Source organism: Lachnoclostridium sp. An169, from assembly GCF_002160525.1.
Classification (GTDB): Bacteria; Bacillota; Clostridia; order Lachnospirales; family Lachnospiraceae; genus Mediterraneibacter; species Mediterraneibacter cottocaccae.
Genome location: NZ_NFKT01000053.1, coordinates 1 through 17,624 on the forward strand (window position 1 = coordinate 1; position 17,624 = coordinate 17,624).

Consider the following 17,624-nt stretch of genomic DNA (forward strand, 5'->3'; position numbering starts at 1 on the left):
GGGGCTGTCGGATAATACCAATTTTTAGCCCCTGATATACAGGAAAGAGACACTCCCACAAAATCCAGGCTTTTTCAAACCTGAATTCCCTGTGAAGGTGTCTCTTTCTTTTTTCACTGCCCTGTTTTAGGGCGCAAAAACCCCCTTGTCTGGATTTTTTGAAGCGCTCCATCAGCTAAGCTGCTTTCTGCCCCTTTTTCCCTTCAAATTTTTCGATTTCATGATGTAAAAACCGGTGGTATTTCATGATATTCCTGCCAATCGCATACAGCATGAATTCTTTATATACTTTCTCCTCTGACCGGTAGTTAAAACGCCGGAAGTTTTCATTCTCCTTGAGATCTCCAAAGTGCCCCTCCGTCTGGATCGACCGTGTCTGGCGTTTCAGGATTCCTTCGTCACTCTGGATATTCGAATTGCTTTCTTCCTTCAGTTCTTCCCAGCGCTCGTTGATCTTCATGACCTTATTCCGGTCCGGATTTTTTTCGGCATTGTATTTAGAAAGACATCTGGATTTATGCTCACAGCCGCTGCAGTCCGCACAGCCATAGACTTCCACTGTCTGGGTGTATCCGTCCTGCTCTTTGCTTTCCGTCCTGATATGACGCAGCTCCCTTCCATCGTGGCAGATGTAATAATGCTCATCCTCAAAGACGGCGTATGTCATGTTGGAATACTTCCCGATGTCTTCTTTGTATGCCCGCGTCTTCCGCTTCTCATGGTCCTGCAACTTGATATAGCTCCGAATCCCGTTCTCTCTCAGATACAGCAGGTTCTTTTCACTGCAGTAGCCGCTGTCAGCAGTTACTGCCTCCAGGGTATCTCCAAACGCTTTCCTGTGCTTTTCCAGGACAGGGATCAGCGTATTATAGTCTGTCCGGTCATTACTTACATATCCGTGGACAATGAAGTAATTCTCTACCGCTATCTGGACGTTATAGGCAGGTTTTAACTGACCGTTCAGCATATGGTCTTCCTTCATCCGCATGAAGGTCGCTTCCAGGTCTGTCTTGGAATAGCTGTTGCGGTCTTTCCCCATGATCTCAAAGCAGTCCTTATACTCCATCAGACGCCTGCCGCATTCTTCCAGTTCCTCATAGAGCTTCTGGAGTTCTGGTTTCCGTTTCCCTTTTTCATATACGAATTCGATCTCTTCTCCTTCTGCGATTCGTTTCAGGTTTTTCTGCAGTTTCACGATCTCAAGCGGAGAGCAGTTATCGATCTCAATGATGGTGTTATTGGGAATTTTCTTGTGCTTTGTCAGTTTCCGTTTCCTGTTCTCTTCAATGATCTTTCTGACTTTGTCCATTCCTTCGATCACAAACATACGGGCATCTCCAAGATCGTATTTGGGCCCATAGCCATTCTCGAGCAGAAAAGCATTGTATTTTGCATAAAGGGCATCTATGCTGTCCAGCAGATTGGCAAGGTGATAGTTAAGGCTGCCCCGCCAGACGAACGTATATCTGTTGGCATTCGCTTCAATCTTGGTTCCATCGATATAAAGCTCTTTCAGCGTGATTAGTCCTTCCTTTTCCAGACGACGCATGAACTGATAGTTCAATTCGTCCAAAATTTCACCGGTCAGTTTTTTCCCTTTAAAGTCATAAAAGGCATCTCGCTGAGGCTTTTCTCCTTTGGTCAGCCAGATAAAAGCAAGATCTCTTTGGCATAAGTCTACAATACGGTCAACAGCCCGGACCCCGCGCATGTTTGCGTAGGTAACAACAGCATACAGCATGATTGGGTTGTACCCGGTTCTTCCCTTATCTGAATAGCAGGCCAGCAGGCCTGAAAAATCTAATTCCTCCAACACTTTTTTCAGGGTATAGACTGGATCGTCATCGGGTAAACTCAATTCGAAGAAACTGAAGTTAATTTTCTGTTGCCCAATTTCAAAAAAGTCGTTATAATATTCCTTGGTTAGCATAGTTCCATTATAACATGGAACGGGGAGAAAGATGGTTAGTCGTTAGCCATCTTTTTCTCTTTTTTATAGGATAAATTTCAGGGGAAGGCGTGACTCGCATGAGTCACGCCTTCCCCTGTTTAAAACTGTCTATTTCCCGACAGCCCCTTTTTCTGCGGTTCCGTATATTCAGAACCGCCTTCTCCTATATTCTGCTTCTCTTATGTTCCTTCTCATCTTTTTATCCTCTTCTCATATGTCCTTTCTCGTCATCCGATATCACGGTATTTCTCACGCTGCCCTTCACACTGTTTTTCATGCCCGGCTTTTCCTCTTCCCGGGAGTCAACCCGTTTCTGAAGCATACATTCCTCATCGATCTCGTATACGGCATTGCCGTCAATAATCAGTTTCCTTGACATGGTTCTTTTCCATTCCTTTCCATTCGTCCTTCCCTATTATATTATGAACCGCTGTACAGGAAGGCTACGTTATATCTTTCCCCGCTGTTCATAATTCTATTCCGGGAAACATATATTTCTAAGAGGACCGCAGATGGAAGGCAGGAAAATCAGTATGGAAAACAATACGCCCAGGCCAATGACGCCCTTTGACGAGCTTGTCACATCGCCGGAACTGCAGGCAGTCAAGCTTCTCCTTCCGTATCTTCCCGCCTCCGGCAGACGTCCCATTGCCGCCTGCGTCAAATTCCTGGAGCTTCGCCAGACTCTTACTCTGCTGGGAAACCGGGGCGGCGTCAGCGCCCAGATGTTCCGGAAGGAGCCCGGCGCCTCGCCTCTGGAAATCCTCTCCGCTCTGCGTCCTTATCTTGGAAAAAAGGAATGTGATACCCTCGATATGATCCTAAACCTGAAGGATATGATGAATATGATGGATATGATGAAAAATACTTCCGGCGGAAATACGCCGCCTGTAGATCCCATGGAGCTGCTCAGCGGCATGCTCTCACCGGAACAGCAGGAAATGTTCCGCACATATGACGCCATGTTTTCCCAGGCGTCCGCCGGGACAGATACGGTTCACACGGCGGAACATGATACCGGCGCCGGCATGAAAGCAGACGGCAGCATAAACATGGACGCAGTTCAAAATATCAGCGGCAGGAAAGGAGATGAATCGGATGAACGAATGGATGAACAACCCGGCCATGAAGGATATGGATCCGGCGAAACTGGAACTGATCCGGATGGCGGCAGCTCAGACCGCCGGTAAATCCGGGCGCGCCCTTGCCCCGGTCATGCTGGCACTAATCACAAGCGCCAACAAGCAGGGGATCCGCTTTTCCCCGGACGAGGTTTCCCTGATCCTGGAAATTCTCAAAGAGGGCAAAACAAAAGAAGAGCAGGAGCAGATCGAGCAGACCGTTCGCATGACCAGCTCCATTTTCCAGAGACATATGAAGTAAAAGACAGACTGCCGGGAGCCGCGGTATTTTCCATCCGCAGCCTCCCGGCAGCCTGTCTTTTTTCTTATCCCGGTTCTTTACTGATTTTCCTCCGTCTCTTCCTCAGAACCCTTCTTTTCTTCTCTGCATCCGCATCTCCCGGCGCTTTTTCGCTGCCTCCCACTCGGCTTTCTCCTCTTCCGTCTCAAGGATCAGGCGGGGCACCGGCTTGGGCCGGTCGTTCTCATCCAGCGCCACCATGGTAAAGTAGGCCCGGTTGATGGGATATCTCATTCCTGTGTCCGTGTGTTCCGAATAGGTGTCAACCCGCACTTCCAGGGATGTGTTCCCCACAAAGGTCACCTTTCCTACAATCACAACCATTTCGCCTTTATAAGCGCCGTGGATAAACCGCAGATTATCCACAGAGGCAGTGATCACATTGGACCTCGTGTGGCGCTTCGCCACCATTCCCGCCACCTCATCCAGCCACTGCATGAGAATTCCTCCGAACAGCCTTCCCGCCGCATTCAGGTGGTTCGGTCTCACCATATGAACCGTCTCCACCAGAGAATCCGCCACTTTTCTTTCTTCCGTCATATAATCTTTCCCTCCCGGTTATATTTACATCTGATTTCCCGCTGCTTTTCAGATCCCTGCCAGATTCCAGGCTGTACTGCCCCATGTTGTCACGAAGGCCCGTAGTGGAGCGCCGGTCCTTAGGCTGCGTTCTTCGCAGCCTTAGCACCGCTGCGCTCCACTCCCGAGCGAAAGCGTGGCCGCCGGGGCAATATGGGGCAGTACAGCCGGATGACCGGCAGACATCTGAAAAGTAACGGGTACTTTTCATCTGATCTTTTTTATTTTACCAGACATCTGTACTTTGTGAAGCCCATATTGTAAAATGGGAGTAACATTTTTTACCGACCACATTTTTACCGAATACGTTACAGGAAACTGTAACCCGAATCCAGGAGATTTATCCATGCAGAACATCAGACTCACCCTCCAGTACGACGGCACCCGCTATCTCGGATGGCAGCGCCCGGCAAAGAGCGGCGCCCAGAAAAGCATTTCCCATAAGATTACAGAAGTACTCCGGAAAGCCACCGGGGAGGCGATCATGCTCCGCGCCGGAGCGAAGACGGAGCCCGGCGTCCACGCCCTCGCCCAGACAGTCAGTTTTGAAACGGAATCCCTTTTGTCCGCCGGAGAATTCCGTTCCCTGTTAAACCGGTATCTTCCCGCAGACATCGCCGTTCTCGACGCTGCTGCGGCGCCGGAGCGGTTCCGTGCGGACCTGAACGCCCTGTCGCGCACTTATGAGTACCGGATCTGCTGTTCCCGGATCTATGATGTGTTCCGCGCAAAATACGAAGCCCATCTCTGTCCCGGTCCCGACATTTCCGCCATGGAAGCGGCCGCCGGATATCTCCGGGGCAGGCATGATTTCCGCGCTTTTTCCGATGCACGCAAAAAAGCGGCCACGGAAAAGGAGATCACCGACATCTCTTTTTGCTCTCTGGACGGCCATCTCGCCATAAGGATCATTGCAGATGATTTTTTAAGCCGGATGCCCCGGAATATAATCGGCACACTGCTTGACGCCGGATATCACCGGCTTGCCCCGGAAGACATCCCCGGACTCTTTTACGGAGAACTTCCGCTCCGGAAACCGGCAGTTCCCGGGAAACAGGCATCTCCTGAACAGCGGACAGCTCCCGGAAAACAGACCTCTCCTGAAGAGCGGGCTCCCGGAAAACAGACAGGAGAGCTCTTCACTCCAAAAGCTCTCCTGCTCACAGATATTCAGTATCCTCAGAATATCAGTCCGACAATATGATAGACAACAAAGCTTACCACCCATGCCACCGCCAGCTGGAACAGCACGAACGCCGCCGTCAGCTTCGCGCTTCCCACCTCCCGGTGGATGGTTGCAATAGTGGCGGTACAGGGCACGTACAGCAGGCAGAACACCATGAGAGAGTAGGCGTTTGCCGCGCCGAATCCCATGGCGCCAAGGGTTGCCACGAAAGTTTCCATTCCATGGTCCGTGGTGATGTTCTGGATTCCAAACAGCACGCTGCAGCTTGAGACAACCACTTCTTTGGCAGCAATTCCCGAGATCAGCGCCACCACGATCTGCCAGTATCCCAGTCCAAGCGGCGCAAAGAACGGCACAACCGCCCTTCCGATCAGAGATCCGAAGCTCTGGGAAATATCCGTCACATATCCCGTGGTGCCGAAATTCAGCAGAATCCACATGATGATCGAAGCCAGGAAAATCACGGTTCCCGCCTTGGTCAGATAGTCCTTTACCTTTTCCCAGACATAGACCGCAATCGTCCGCGCGTTGGGGGACTTGTACTCCGGCAGTTCAATCAGGAGCGCGTGTTCCGCCTTGCTTCCGTCGATTTTGGATAAAATAAACGCAGTCGCAATCGCCACAATGATTCCGAGAAGATACATGGAATAGCAGGCGATCATGGCGTTGTCCCCGAAAAACATGGAGGAGAACAACACGTAGATCGGCAGTCTGGCGCTGCACGACATAAACGGCGTCACCAGAATCGTCTTCAGCCTGTCCTTCTTATGTTCCAGAGCCCGGGACGCCATAACCGCGGGAACCGAGCATCCGAATCCCAGAAGCATGGGGAGAAATGCCCTTCCCGAAAGCCCCAGAGTGGACATGATGTCATCCATGACAAATGCCACACGGGCCATATATCCGCTGTCTTCCAGAAACGCAAGCGCCAGGAAGAGGATAAAGATATTCGGCAGGAACGTCAGGATGCCGCCCACACCGGAAATGATGCCGTCCACGATCAGGGATTCCAGCATGGGAGAAATTCCCACCGCCTCAAGGGCATTTCCCGCAAATGAAGTCAGCAGGTCAAGGCCGGTCTCAAAATATCCTTTCAGCCAGTCTCCCACCGTAAATGTTAGGAAGAAGACGAGCGCCATAATGACGAGGAACACGGGAAGTCCCGTCCATTTTCCGGTCATCACCCGGTCGATGCGGTCCGTGCGTTCTGCCTTGACATTTTTATTTACAAGGGTCTCTTCGATCACTTCTTCGATAAAATCATACTTCTCGTTGATGATATCCTTCTCATAGCTGCGGTCCACAATTCCGTCCAGTTCCACGGGATACTGCTTCATCACCGACTCGTCCTGCTCCAGCATCTTGATGGCATGCCAGCGCATGTTGTCCATATCCGGATATTTTTTCTTAAACTGGGCGATGAGAAGATCGATCTTGTCCTCGATCACATCGTCGTACACCATGGCATATTCACTGTGGTGGTTATGCTGATGCGCCGAACTTTCTGCATGATGATGGATAAACGGTCCCGGCTTGGAATATTCATTGTGGTGGGCAACCGCGTGCATCAGGATCTCCAGGCCGCTTCTCTTTCGCGCCGATACCGGGATTGCCGGAATACCGAGCATCTCCGGGAGGCGGTGCAGGTCGATCTCCATTCCCCGCTCCTCCACGATGTCCATCATATTGAGCGCCAGGACAACCGGTTTTCCAAGTTCGATGAGCTGCAGCGTCAGATAGAGGTTTCTCTCCAGGCAGGAGGCGTCCACCACGTCGACAATGACGTCCACCTCATCGCTCATAATACACTCTCTCGATACCTTCTCTTCCATGGTATAGGAAGTCAGGCTGTAGATTCCCGGCAGGTCGATGAGCTTGAACTCCTGCCCTTTGTAAAACGTCTTTCCTTCCTTCTTCTCCACCGTAACGCCGGGCCAGTTGGCAACCTTCAGGTTTGCACCCGTATAGGCGTTGAACAGTGTCGTCTTCCCGCAGTTGGGATTCCCGATAAATCCCACATTGATCACTTTTCCGCTCATGCTGCCGCCTCCTTTTCCCTTACAAGAATATTATCGGCAATACGGCGGCCGATAGCGAATCTGGTTCCCCGGAACCTTACCGTCATGGAACCCTTTTTGTCGTTATTCAGAATCGTAATCTCCGAGCCTTCCGTAAGCCCCAGCGCTTCCAGGCGGCGCTCCAGATTCAGCTCAATGTGGATCTCTTCCACAATATACGTCTGATTGTTTTTCCCTTCCTTTAATCTCATGTGCTTATCACCCTTTTTTGCTTATCTGTGTAGTCGTATATAGCCACATTTTCTTTTTCCGGATTTTCTCCAGAATTTAATTGAGAATATTTCTCCATAAGCCATTATATACGCTTTCCCCGGATAAGTCAAAAAAATCTCTTCATTTCCAGTATAAACCGGATCACCGGCCTCGAAACCTGCCCGCTTTCTTCTCCGGAATATTCTGCCTGCAGGTCTCCGCCCATCTTCCTCGCCAGCATCCTGGCAACCGTAAGCCCCAGTCCGGTTCCGCCTCCGCTCCGGGAACTGTCGCTCATATAGAACCGCTCAAACAGGCAGGGAACATCTCCTGCGGTGATCTTCTCCGTATCATTTTCAAAAATAATCTCCAGCCGGGAATCATCCGCGCCTTCACATTCCGTCTCTCTCACGGAAATGCTCACGCGGCTGTAGGCATACCGTGCGGCATTCTGAATCAGGTTGGCGAAAATCCGCTCCAGCGCCTCCTGATTCCCCTGCACCAAAACCGGATGGGAAACAAAACAGACGTCCGCCCAAAGCCCTGCATTTTCCAGCGCAATGCAGTGATCGGCAAAGGTCTCCCTCAGGATCTTTCCCGCATCAATCACCGTACATTCCGGTTCGTAATCCCCGGCGCCAAGCCTGGCATACTCGTAGAGCTGCTCCGTCAGCTTCTCCATGCTCTCTGCCCTGCGGATAATGGTATCAAGGATCTCCCGGTTCAGTTCCTGTTTTTTCATAATCCGCAGATATCCCAGGATCACGGTAAGGGGCGTTCGCAGATCGTGGCTTACCGCCTCGATCTGCGACTGGAACATCTTCTCCCTCCGGGCATACCGGTTCCGCTCTTCCTGAATATCCCGCAGACAGTGGTTGATCTCCTCCAGCATCTTCTCAAGATCCCGGTCCGGCGCAGGCAGCCGGACCGCCTGGTTCCGGGACAGATCCTCCCGGATCTCCCGCAGTTCCTCCCCCGTTTCCCGCAGAGCCTTCTTCAGGATACAGAGGCGGATTCCCGCTATCAGCGCCGCAGCCAGAAATACGGCTGCCATGTAGACAGCCGTCAGACACAATCCCGCCGGGCACGTTATCGTACCGCTCCCGGCGGATAAACTCAGAAAAATCATAATTCTTTCTTCCTCATCACATACACTCCTGCCACACTGAACAGCACAAGCCCCGCTGCTCCGGCAATCCAGCACCTGGCCATGCCCGCTCCGGTATCCCAGATTGCTTCACACACGCTCTGGTTCACCGTCATGGCACTGAAGAAATTGTGGGGCATCCACATGGCAGCCTCCCGCAGCGCATCTACCTGCAGGCCGAGATAGAGAAATCCCTGAGGGATAAAGCTCATCACGCAGAGCCATATGACAAGCCCTGCAAATCCCCGCTCTGATGCCTGCACCACTACAACGCCGAGAACCAGTGCGGCAGCCGCAACCGGAAATGCAGCCGCTGTGCTTCCCGCCATGTCTGCCACATTGACAGCACCCTTTTCTTCCAGAAGCAGGCAGGCGCTTCCCACATATACCGCTTCCGTAAGGCAGAGAAGAATCATAGACACCAGAAAACTTACGATGCACTGCACGGCAAAAATCTTATGCCGCGCAAGTCCATATGCCACCGCATTTTTCATACTGCCGTTTTTCCTGCTTCCCTCATACAGCACATACACAACCACAAGCGCCCCGTAGGCGAAAATCATCGGGTTCGCCGCCACATTGGAAAATGAAAAAGAAGTAGTTGCATAGGGGAATCCGGGATCCGCCGCCCCGAAAGCATAAAGCACCAGGTTCAGGCACTAAGGCATCGCGGCAAACACAAGCGCCGTAATATATACAGCGGGCGAATGTACAGCCCGGTAAATCTCACTTTTCATATAATTAAGCATGGCGGGCGCCTCCTTTCAGGTTCATGTAATACTCCTCCAGCGTATGGCTGTGCCTCTCAAGCCCGGTGATCAGAATTCCATGTTCTGCCGCAAGACGGCTGTACTCCTCCGTCTTTCTCCCGGGATTCCAGAGTCTGAGGACATGCCCCGGAAAGATTTTATAATTTTCATCCGGAAAACTCCGGTCAAAAAGCGCCGCATACTTCGCTGCATCGGATACGGTTATTTCCAGATAGTCCGCACATTTCTCATGCAGCGCTTCCGCACTGATCTCCTCGATCAGTTTTCCCCTGTGCAGAAAACCGAACACTGTCGCCGTCTGCTGCAGTTCCGAAAGGATATGGCTGGAAAGCAGAATCGTGATGTTCTTCTCCCGGTTCAGACGATGGAGAAGTTCCCGAAGTTCCAGGATTCCGCTGGGATCCAGCCCGTTGACGGGCTCGTCGAGCAGAAGCGCCTGAGGCTCTCCGATCAGGGCGATGGCAAGCCCCAGCCGCTGCTTCATTCCCATGGAAAGCTCCCGGCACCTGTTCTTTCGCTTTTCCCACAGGCCCACCGTCCGCAAAGTCTGCTCCGTCCGCTCTTTGCCCGGAATCCCTTTCATGATCCGGTAATACTCCATGTTCTTCTCCACGGAAAGTTCCGGAAAATATCCCGGCTCCTCGATCATCACCCCGATCAGCCTGCGGCACCTCTCCAGAGCCTTTTCCCCTGTTTTTCCAAAGAGCCGGACTTCGCCGCCATCCAGCCGGATGTGTCCCGCCAGTGCTTTTAAAAGTGTAGTCTTTCCCGCTCCGTTGTCTCCGATCAGCCCGTAGATCTCGCCGCGCTTTACATGAACCGACACATGGTCCATGGCCCGGACTGTGCCATAATTTTTCGACGCCTGTTCCGTCTCTATGATGTATTCCTTCATCTTTCATTTCCTCCGGTTTCTCTCTTTCCCCGTATCGGGGACAATAAGAGTATAGCGCTGCGCCGTTCAAAAAGTCCTCAAGAAAATATCAAGAAAACATCAAGATTCGCATCCACGGCAGGAAGGCTAAATCCGAGCCAGTCGGAATCCGATCCCGTAGACAGACTGGATGTATTCCTCTTGCGGGTCCTCTTCCCGGATCTTTCTGCGCAGATTGCTGACATGGACATTGACCGTATGGTCCGTTCCGTAATAGCCGTCCTTCCACACCTGCTCGTAGAGGCTTTCCCGGGAATAGACTTTCTCCGGCGCCGCAAGCAGGAGCTTCATGATCTCGAACTCCTTGCCGGTCAGTTCTGTCTCGCGTCCGAGGATCGTCACCTTCCGAAGCTCCGGGTCGAGAACCAGATTTTTATAACTGTAAACTTTCCCCGTTCCGTCTCTGCTCTCTTCATTTCCGTCCCGGCCGCTGTTCCGGATACTGCTTATGCCGCTTCTGCGAAGCGCCGCCTCCACCCGTGCCGCAACCTCTTCCGGCTCAAATGGCTTGGTAATATAGTCGTCCGCCCCCAGTTTCAGAAGCGCCACCTTATCTTTTAAGGCGCTCTTTGCCGAAAGGACAATCACCGGAACCGCGGCATCCTTCTCCCGCAGTTCTTCCAGGAATCTCTCTCCGCTCATTCCCGGGAGCATAAGGTCCAGAAGAATCAGGTCGGGCATCTTCCTCTCCACATAAAAGGCGGCCTCCGTCCCGGAAAATGCCTGTCCGGTCTCGCAGTCCGCCTCCTCGAGGATGCATTTCAGAAGCCCGTTTATGTCCGCGTCGTCCTCTATGATCAAAATATGATGTGCCATTGGATTCACTCTCCCTCTGTTTATATCCGTTCCGTTTATTCTGCCATTGACAAGCTAATTGCTTCCAACGCATCCACACTGTGGAAAGCAAACCATGCCCCCAACGTGTTACTGATACCTTTATTGTGCAGAATCTTCTGGAAGATGTCAAGTACCGGACTCTTTCGTCTGCAATATGGGTCCATGACTTCTTTGATACTGACAGGCTAAATACGGCTGAAAACTGGTTAAGAATTTAATAAAAGACTGCAGTTCCAGACAAATTATTTATATGTTGCATCGACGGCAAAAATCGCTGCACTCCAATAGTTACAAGGAATACAGCGATTTTTCGTTCAACTGTCAGAAATAGGATTGATAGGATTATATATGCAGGGACAGATATTCCAGAAATTCATCCAGATCTGCCGTATATAATTCCGAAGACGGCGATATTTCTTTCAATGAGATGAAATTCCTGATCACAGAAGTCTCCGATTCCCCGGCAGACAGTACTTGAGCACTTGAAAAGAGAGCCAGATCATCTTTTTCGAACCCATACACCAGTCCTTCATCCACCGGGAACTCGCTCCTGTATCCATACCCTTCTCCGTTCTCATCCAGAAATACGATAATCTGGTCTCCTTTCTCCAGAGGAAAACCTGACGGAAGGATCATACTGCCGTCCCTTATTCCACCATCCTGATAATAAATAATTCTGTTGCTTTCTCTCTCCCCCTTCAGCATCTGCTCCACCTGGATCTCAACCGGCGTTACCGGGATAGAAGGTTCTTCTCCGTCTCCCGTTCCCAGTAAGTCCCGCAGAACAGCCGGCAAATCCCTGTCTTTCACTTTCTGCACCTTCCCGTAAACGATATATTCCGACCGTTCCGCCAGTTCCTCCAACGTCATTTCCGGATAATCCGGAGTGGAAGGATTTACAGGCAACTGTCCGATATACCATTTTGTAAAAATGCAGCTTCCAATACCAAATATGACAAGAATGACAATCAACGCCAGAATTGCCTTTGACCAGTTACTTGAAAATATTTTTTTCATAGCTTATTTCCCTCATATTTGAAATATTTCTGTAAATGTCTGATTCAGCACAACATAAACGGCAGAGCCCCGCTTTTCCTCTGCTGACAGAATAGCTTCTGATTGCATCAACTGCACAGATAAGTAAGAACTCCGCCGACAAACAGCGTTGAAAAAAATATTCAGAGATATCCTGTTCTCTGAACATATCCCTGTATGCAGGAAACTCCTCCCTGAAAATTCATTGGAGCCCCCTGACAAATAGTATCAGCGCAGCAATCGGCAGCACCGTCCAACTGATATACCGGCCTGCGATTTCCAGATCAGACGGTTCCGCCTGATCCGCATTGCTGAAGCGGAAAACCAGGCTCCAATGGCCTCCTCCATATTCCAGCACAGCGTGTAGATTTCCTCATCATATTTCTTCAACTGCAGATATCCCCAATCAGCTTTACGCTCACTTCCTTCTTTTGTCATTTTTCTGCCCACTGTAAAACCTTGCCTTGTCAGCATACATCTCCCGGTCCGCCTCCTCGAACTGCTCGCGGGCATTACACCCTTCCTCTCTCCAGGAGTATCCAATCGCTGTCTTGATGCCGTCATTCTTCATTCGGCTGTGCACATCGGCAAGTCCTTGTCTGAAATCATCCCCGCTCATATCCGTCACGACCACGACAAATTCATCCCCGCCGATCCGGTAAGTCTTACCCGCAAAAACACTGCTGATATGGTGTGCTGTACGGCAGATCAGATCGTCTCCCGCCCTGTGTCCGAAATGGTCATTGACCGCTTTCAGTCCGTTGATGTCAAAATACGCTACTCCCAGACCATCCGGATATTCCTTTGCGTCATTCTCCATCTCCTCATTGAACCTGTTTCTGTTGAACAGCCCGGTCAGACCGTCCTCAAAACTCATCCGTTCCAGTTTCTCTGTCTGCTCTCTGATCTGGCGGCTCTGAGTTTCTACGCATTCCCGGAGATATTCGTATGACTGCTTTGCCATTCTGGTTGGGAACCCCACATCATCCGGAGCCATCTCCACATAGGGATTGGAAATATGAATGTGGCAGCACCAGGCTCTCCCGTCACAAATCCGGAATACCGTAGAGACACGCTGATGGACCCTGAGATAGACATTGGTGGCTGGATCTGTGGAGATCCACAGCCGTCCTGTACAGAGGTAAGCATCCGGCGATATTTCCAGGACATCATACTGCTCATCGGAAATAATACAGCGGGGAACCTTTCCGGAAAATGTCTGGAAGATCTCTGTCACAGTTTCCGTCCCCGTCGCATATTCATATTCTCCTGTTCCAAACCAACTGAACCGATCATCAAAAAGACGGATAATTGCCTCGGGATCATTCTCGCAGTAATGCTTATGCAACAGATAACCGGTCAGCTCTTCCACTTTCTTCTTTATATCGGTTCCTTTCAAAATTAAATTATCTGTCATGTATATAAGTCTCCCTGGTATTTTCTTATAATATATCATTACTGGCATTTATTGTACACTATATTCGAAAATATATTTTGAGAGATGAATCACAAACGATAAATAGAACTCCGGCACTGACCGAAGCTGCATTCCACTTAAAATAAAAGAAACCGTATGAAAAAGGCGGGAACTCTGCTGTCTGCTACAGAGAATTCCCGCCTTTCATGCTTCTCATATTCTATTTTTCACAGGATATCCCGGGATCGCACACTGTGCAGATTATCCCTTTCTCATCCTTCTGAGCGCCACAACCGCCGCTGCCACTGCAGCCAGCATGATTCCTCCATAGACAGCCGGCATCGCCGTATCACCTGTCTGCGGAGCGTCAGAATCTGTTTTCTGGCCGTTCTGGTCGGAACCGCTCTGGCCATTCTGACCGCTCTGGCTGTTCTGACCGTCGTTGTCTGCTCCATTGTTGTTCTGATCGTTTCCAGACGTCTGGTTTCCGCCCTGATTCTGATCATCGCCAGGCGTCTCGTCCCCGCCCTGATTCTGATCATCGCCAGGCGTCTCGTCTCCACCCTGGTTTTGATCATCGCCAGGCGTCTGGCTCGGATCATCTTCTCCCGGTGTCTGTCCCGGTTCTTCCTCTCCAGGATCAACCGCCGTATTTTCCGTCAGCTGATAAGCAGCCACAGTTCCGGATACCTCGCATGCCGCAAGCAGGTATGCATTTCCGTCCGCGCTGTCTGCCGCCGGGATAAAGCACAGTCCTTCCGGTGAGTCATCCCCTGCGATGTCATCGCTGTAGTCACGGGAGTTAATGTAGTTCACAAATACCGTATTCTCCGGATCTGTGATATCATAGACCATCACGCCGCCGACTCTCTCAAGTCCCACAAATGCATAGGTCTTTTCACCTACTGTTCCCACGGTCACACTTTCAACCTCCGGGCCTTTCTTTCCGGAACGGTCGTCAATGCTCTTGTCATCGTTGGAGCAGTTGAAGTTCTCCGGCACATACTCTGCCGTCTTCGCCTCGAACTCGCTTCCGCTGTCATAGACCTCAGTCAGTCCGGAATCATCCACACGGAATACGGTAAAGGAACGTCCGCCGTACAGATAATCCACGCCGCTCTCCAGTCCGTCGTAGTCCTCACTGCCGAAGAATACAACCTTGCCGGTCAGTCCGCTGTTCTCTGCGGTGATCTTTCCGCTCGGAGAGGTCTCGCCGTCCCCGAAATCGCGCTCATCCTCGTTGAGGTAATCGCCCCACTCTCTTGCATCCCCTTCATTTGCCGTGATCAGATAATCCACGCCGTTCACAGAATAGAGGGCGATGCCGTCCGGCATACGGATTCCTTTCAGATCCTCATATGTCTTCGGATTATACGCCTCATCTTTTTTATCAATATCTACTGCAACTGTGCTGTAATCCTCAAAACCGACAGAGTACACTCCTGTAAATTCACACGTATTCAGATCAAGCACTGCGATGGCATTTGCCTCCTGGAGAGTTACATATGCCGTCTCATTTCCCGCTGCAATGTATTCCGGCTCAAAATCTGCCGACGGATTCACGCCTTTCTGAAGGACGATGCCCGCGTCCGCAAGGCTCTGTCTTGCCTCTGCGCTGTCATAAGCCGTAAAGTCTGCATTTGTCACTGAAGCCGCCGCTGCATCTTCACCCAAAGTGATCACCGTCACCGTACCTGCCGGATCGGCGATTCCTTCTCCGTACCCTTCTCTCGGCTCGCCTTCATTTGCAGTAAGGATCTTCGTGCCGTCCGGGGTAAATGTCACCATATCCGGCTGCACTCCCGTCTCATATGCCGCAAGGAATGTAAGTGTTCCGTCTTCATTGCAAGTAAATACTGCCGCACGGCCGTTGTCTGTATATCCCTCTGCCTGAACTGCCACCGCCAGAAGCCTTCCGTCCTCTGAAACGGAAACGGAAGTCATATCTCCATAGACAAATCCTTCGCAGTTTTCTTCTACAACAGCTCTCACATCAATGTCATTTCCATCCAGGAGGTCAACATTTTCCGTGTCCGCCATATCCTTTACATTGATCGCTGTCAGATATCCGGTCTGTCCGTTTACTGCGTAAGCCCATCCGGTCACTGTGTTGTAGTCAACGATCTCCATTACGCCGCCGTCCGCATTGCTCATGCCTGCGTCGTAACGCGCTTCCTGCTCAATGTCAAGTGTGCTGTTTCCATTTGCAGCGCCCTCTGCCTTTGCTCCGCCGTCTGCGTTTTTCGTCACGCTGAAGGAGTCAATGAGCTCGCTGTCCGGATCTGCGCTGTCTCCGGAAAGGTTATACACATTAACGGAAATCTTGTTATCCTGCACGTCAAATATCGCGTAGCTCGGGCTGTACTCCTGATTCCACTCCTGATTTCCATACGGAAGATTTCCTTCAAGATAAGCCTGAGAACCGGTTTCACCGTTTGCGAGCACCGGATAATCCGCATTGTTTTCCTTATCCAGTGACGCGAAGGGCGTGTAGTACTGCATATCAGAGCAGCAGTTTCCGGTCAGATAGATCGTTCCGTCCGGATTATTGAAGGTGTCCAGTCTCTCCGCATTTCTCTTCCCGTCTTTGAGGACATAGCTTCTGGAGTAAACATGGTCATGACCGCCGAGCACAAAGTCCACGTCAAACTCATCCATCACCTTCTCGAAACCTGCGTCCACGTAATTCTCAATATCAGAATCTGCCGCATGTTTTGCCACGGTCTGGGTGGATTTGTGGTGGGTCACGATAAGCCACTCATACTGTCCTGCATATTCACTGGTGGCTGCGCTCATCGTCGTGCGGAAGTTCTCCACCATTGCCTCTGCCTCGGAGTTGTCTTTTGAAGCGCTGGGAATGCTTTCGTTTCCGGCATTTTCCTCATCGTTTCCTCCCGGATATGCACCCGTATTCAATGTGACAAATAACACATTGTCATAGAGATAATAGTAATTTCCCTTTGTCTCCATCTCCCGGCGTTCTGCGAAATCGTACTGTCCTTCCGCATTCGGTGTCACGCCGTTGGACTCGGAGTTGTTGGCAATCTCATCTGCTGTCGCCTGGATGTAGTTTCCGTGGCTCTGGCTTGTCCCGTTGTTCTGCCCGCGGAACGTAGTCTTTACCTGCTCCAGGGCACCGTTTTCATCCACACCTTCCACAGACATCTCATTCGGCAAATTAAAATGATCCTCGAACATATAATGTCTGTCGTGGTTTCCTACTGCCGGAGCGTAGAGAATGGATGCCATCTCTTCCGGTGCGAAGAATGCCGCGTACTCACTGGATTTGCCCCAGCTCTGGTCCTCCACCTGGTCTCCCGCAGAAACCACAAGGCTTACGCCCTCTTCGGCAAGCTTCTCCATCATCGTCGCCCAGCCGGTCTGGTTCGTCCCGTCGCTCGGATTCCAGCCACCGTCGTCGTTAGACTGATCCTCCTTGATCTGTGGATCACTGGTAAATCCGAATGTAAATCCGTCCTCTCCCGCTGTCGTATATGTATACTCTCCGGACCATGTCTGTCCGTCGTCATAGGAGATCTGATAGGTATAAGATGTTCCCGCCGTAAGGCCGTCAACCGTAGCGGTGCACACCATCTTTCCGGTATCCGTATACTTGGCCTCATCAACCTTGGTCGGTTCATGAAGCGCAGAAACCTCTGCTTTCACTGTCTGGTCGCCGAATTTTACCACTGCGCTCTGGGTACCTGCCGGAGCATACCAGTTCAGGTTTACCGAACTCTCCGTCTCACCCGGCTGAAGTGTCAGGTACTCCACAGACGCACCTTCTGCAGGCTGGGCAGACACACTGATCCCCTGGGACACGACCATCGCCGCAGCCAGGGCTGCCGCAGCGGCTCTGTGCCATGATTTTTTCATAGTCCTTATTCCTCCTTCACAAATAATCCGAGAAGATTATAAAAGAACTATGTAAAATCTATCCCAGGGGATTCTGTAAAAAAATGTTAAATTAACCCGTTGTGCTAGTTAAAATAAGAAACTCCAACAAAATGTGCTATTCTATTTATAGGGAATATAAATAAGAAAGGGGGCATCATTATGTTGAAGTTTCAAAATAA

At 50.9% G+C, this 17,624-nt stretch carries 16 protein-coding genes; 3 read left to right on the forward strand and 13 right to left on the reverse strand.

Features of this window, described 5'->3' with window-relative positions:
* Nucleotides 1-175 precede the first annotated feature (175 nt).
* Entirely contained in the window at nt 176-1,930 is a 1,755-nt protein-coding gene (locus tag B5F07_RS21255) for an IS1182 family transposase (RefSeq protein ID WP_087163199.1), read from the reverse strand.
* Between the two features lie 220 nt (nt 1,931-2,150).
* The gene (locus tag B5F07_RS21260) at nt 2,151-2,330 is read right to left on the reverse strand and encodes a hypothetical protein (RefSeq protein WP_087163200.1); all 180 of its coding nucleotides are present in this window, start codon (nt 2,328-2,330) and stop codon (nt 2,151-2,153) included.
* 133 nt (nt 2,331-2,463) lie between these two features.
* Between B5F07_RS21260 and B5F07_RS21265 the strand changes: the two genes are divergently transcribed.
* Together B5F07_RS21265 and B5F07_RS21270 are read left to right on the forward strand one after the other, a co-directional pair.
* Nucleotides 2,464-3,141, forward strand: a complete 678-nt coding sequence (locus B5F07_RS21265) for a hypothetical protein (RefSeq protein ID WP_087163201.1) — start codon at nt 2,464-2,466, stop codon at nt 3,139-3,141.
* Nucleotides 3,050-3,334 carry a hypothetical protein gene (locus B5F07_RS21270; RefSeq protein WP_087163202.1) on the forward strand — a complete coding sequence of 95 codons (285 nt, stop codon included), beginning with the start codon at nt 3,050-3,052 and terminating at the stop codon, nt 3,332-3,334. Before B5F07_RS21265 ends, B5F07_RS21270 begins: the two co-directional genes overlap by 92 nt.
* 102 nt (nt 3,335-3,436) lie before the next feature.
* Here the strand turns inward: B5F07_RS21270 and B5F07_RS21275 are convergent, their stop codons facing one another.
* Nucleotides 3,437-3,913: an acyl-CoA thioesterase gene (locus B5F07_RS21275; RefSeq protein ID WP_087163203.1), complete on the reverse strand. Its 477-nt coding sequence runs from the start codon at nt 3,911-3,913 to the stop codon at nt 3,437-3,439.
* A gap of 385 nt (nt 3,914-4,298) precedes the next feature.
* Here B5F07_RS21275 and B5F07_RS21280 point away from each other — a divergent pair, with 385 nt between their 5' ends.
* The gene (locus tag B5F07_RS21280) at nt 4,299-5,156 is read left to right on the forward strand and encodes a tRNA pseudouridine synthase A (protein WP_162613194.1); all 858 of its coding nucleotides are present in this window, start codon (nt 4,299-4,301) and stop codon (nt 5,154-5,156) included.
* Here B5F07_RS21280 and feoB read toward each other — a convergent pair.
* The 10 genes from feoB to B5F07_RS21335 all read right to left on the reverse strand — a co-directional run bounded on the left by feoB (nt 5,132) and on the right by B5F07_RS21335 (nt 17,424).
* Nucleotides 5,132-7,177: a ferrous iron transport protein B gene (feoB, locus tag B5F07_RS21285; protein WP_087163205.1), complete on the reverse strand. Its 2,046-nt coding sequence runs from the start codon at nt 7,175-7,177 to the stop codon at nt 5,132-5,134. The two genes, B5F07_RS21280 and feoB, sit on opposite strands and share 25 nt — an antisense overlap.
* Nucleotides 7,174-7,407, reverse strand: coding sequence for a FeoA family protein (locus B5F07_RS21290; RefSeq protein WP_087163206.1), 234 nt, complete (start codon nt 7,405-7,407; stop codon nt 7,174-7,176). Before B5F07_RS21290 ends, feoB begins: the two co-directional genes overlap by 4 nt.
* A 128-nt stretch (nt 7,408-7,535) precedes the next feature.
* Entirely contained in the window at nt 7,536-8,537 is a 1,002-nt protein-coding gene (locus B5F07_RS21295; protein ID WP_087163207.1) for a sensor histidine kinase, read from the reverse strand.
* Entirely contained in the window at nt 8,534-9,202 is a 669-nt protein-coding gene (locus tag B5F07_RS21300) for a hypothetical protein (protein WP_087163208.1), read from the reverse strand. The genes B5F07_RS21295 and B5F07_RS21300 overlap by 4 nt, the downstream gene beginning before the upstream one ends.
* Before the next feature lie 94 nt (nt 9,203-9,296).
* Nucleotides 9,297-10,220, reverse strand: coding sequence for an ABC transporter ATP-binding protein (locus B5F07_RS21305; RefSeq protein ID WP_087163209.1), 924 nt, complete (start codon nt 10,218-10,220; stop codon nt 9,297-9,299).
* A gap of 126 nt (nt 10,221-10,346) precedes the next feature.
* Complete coding sequence (locus B5F07_RS21310; RefSeq protein ID WP_087163210.1) at nt 10,347-11,075, reverse strand: response regulator transcription factor; 729 nt, start codon at nt 11,073-11,075, stop codon at nt 10,347-10,349.
* Nucleotides 11,076-11,438: 363 nt separating this feature from the next.
* Nucleotides 11,439-12,113, reverse strand: coding sequence for a hypothetical protein (locus B5F07_RS21315; RefSeq protein ID WP_087163211.1), 675 nt, complete (start codon nt 12,111-12,113; stop codon nt 11,439-11,441).
* A 220-nt stretch (nt 12,114-12,333) separates the two neighbouring features.
* The gene (locus B5F07_RS22745) at nt 12,334-12,489 is read right to left on the reverse strand and encodes a hypothetical protein (RefSeq protein ID WP_162613195.1); all 156 of its coding nucleotides are present in this window, start codon (nt 12,487-12,489) and stop codon (nt 12,334-12,336) included.
* A 60-nt stretch (nt 12,490-12,549) separates the two neighbouring features.
* Entirely contained in the window at nt 12,550-13,548 is a 999-nt protein-coding gene (locus B5F07_RS21330) for a diguanylate cyclase domain-containing protein (protein WP_162613196.1), read from the reverse strand.
* Between the two features lie 261 nt (nt 13,549-13,809).
* Complete coding sequence (locus B5F07_RS21335; protein ID WP_087163215.1) at nt 13,810-17,424, reverse strand: choice-of-anchor I family protein; 3,615 nt, start codon at nt 17,422-17,424, stop codon at nt 13,810-13,812.
* Nucleotides 17,425-17,624 lie beyond the last annotated feature (200 nt).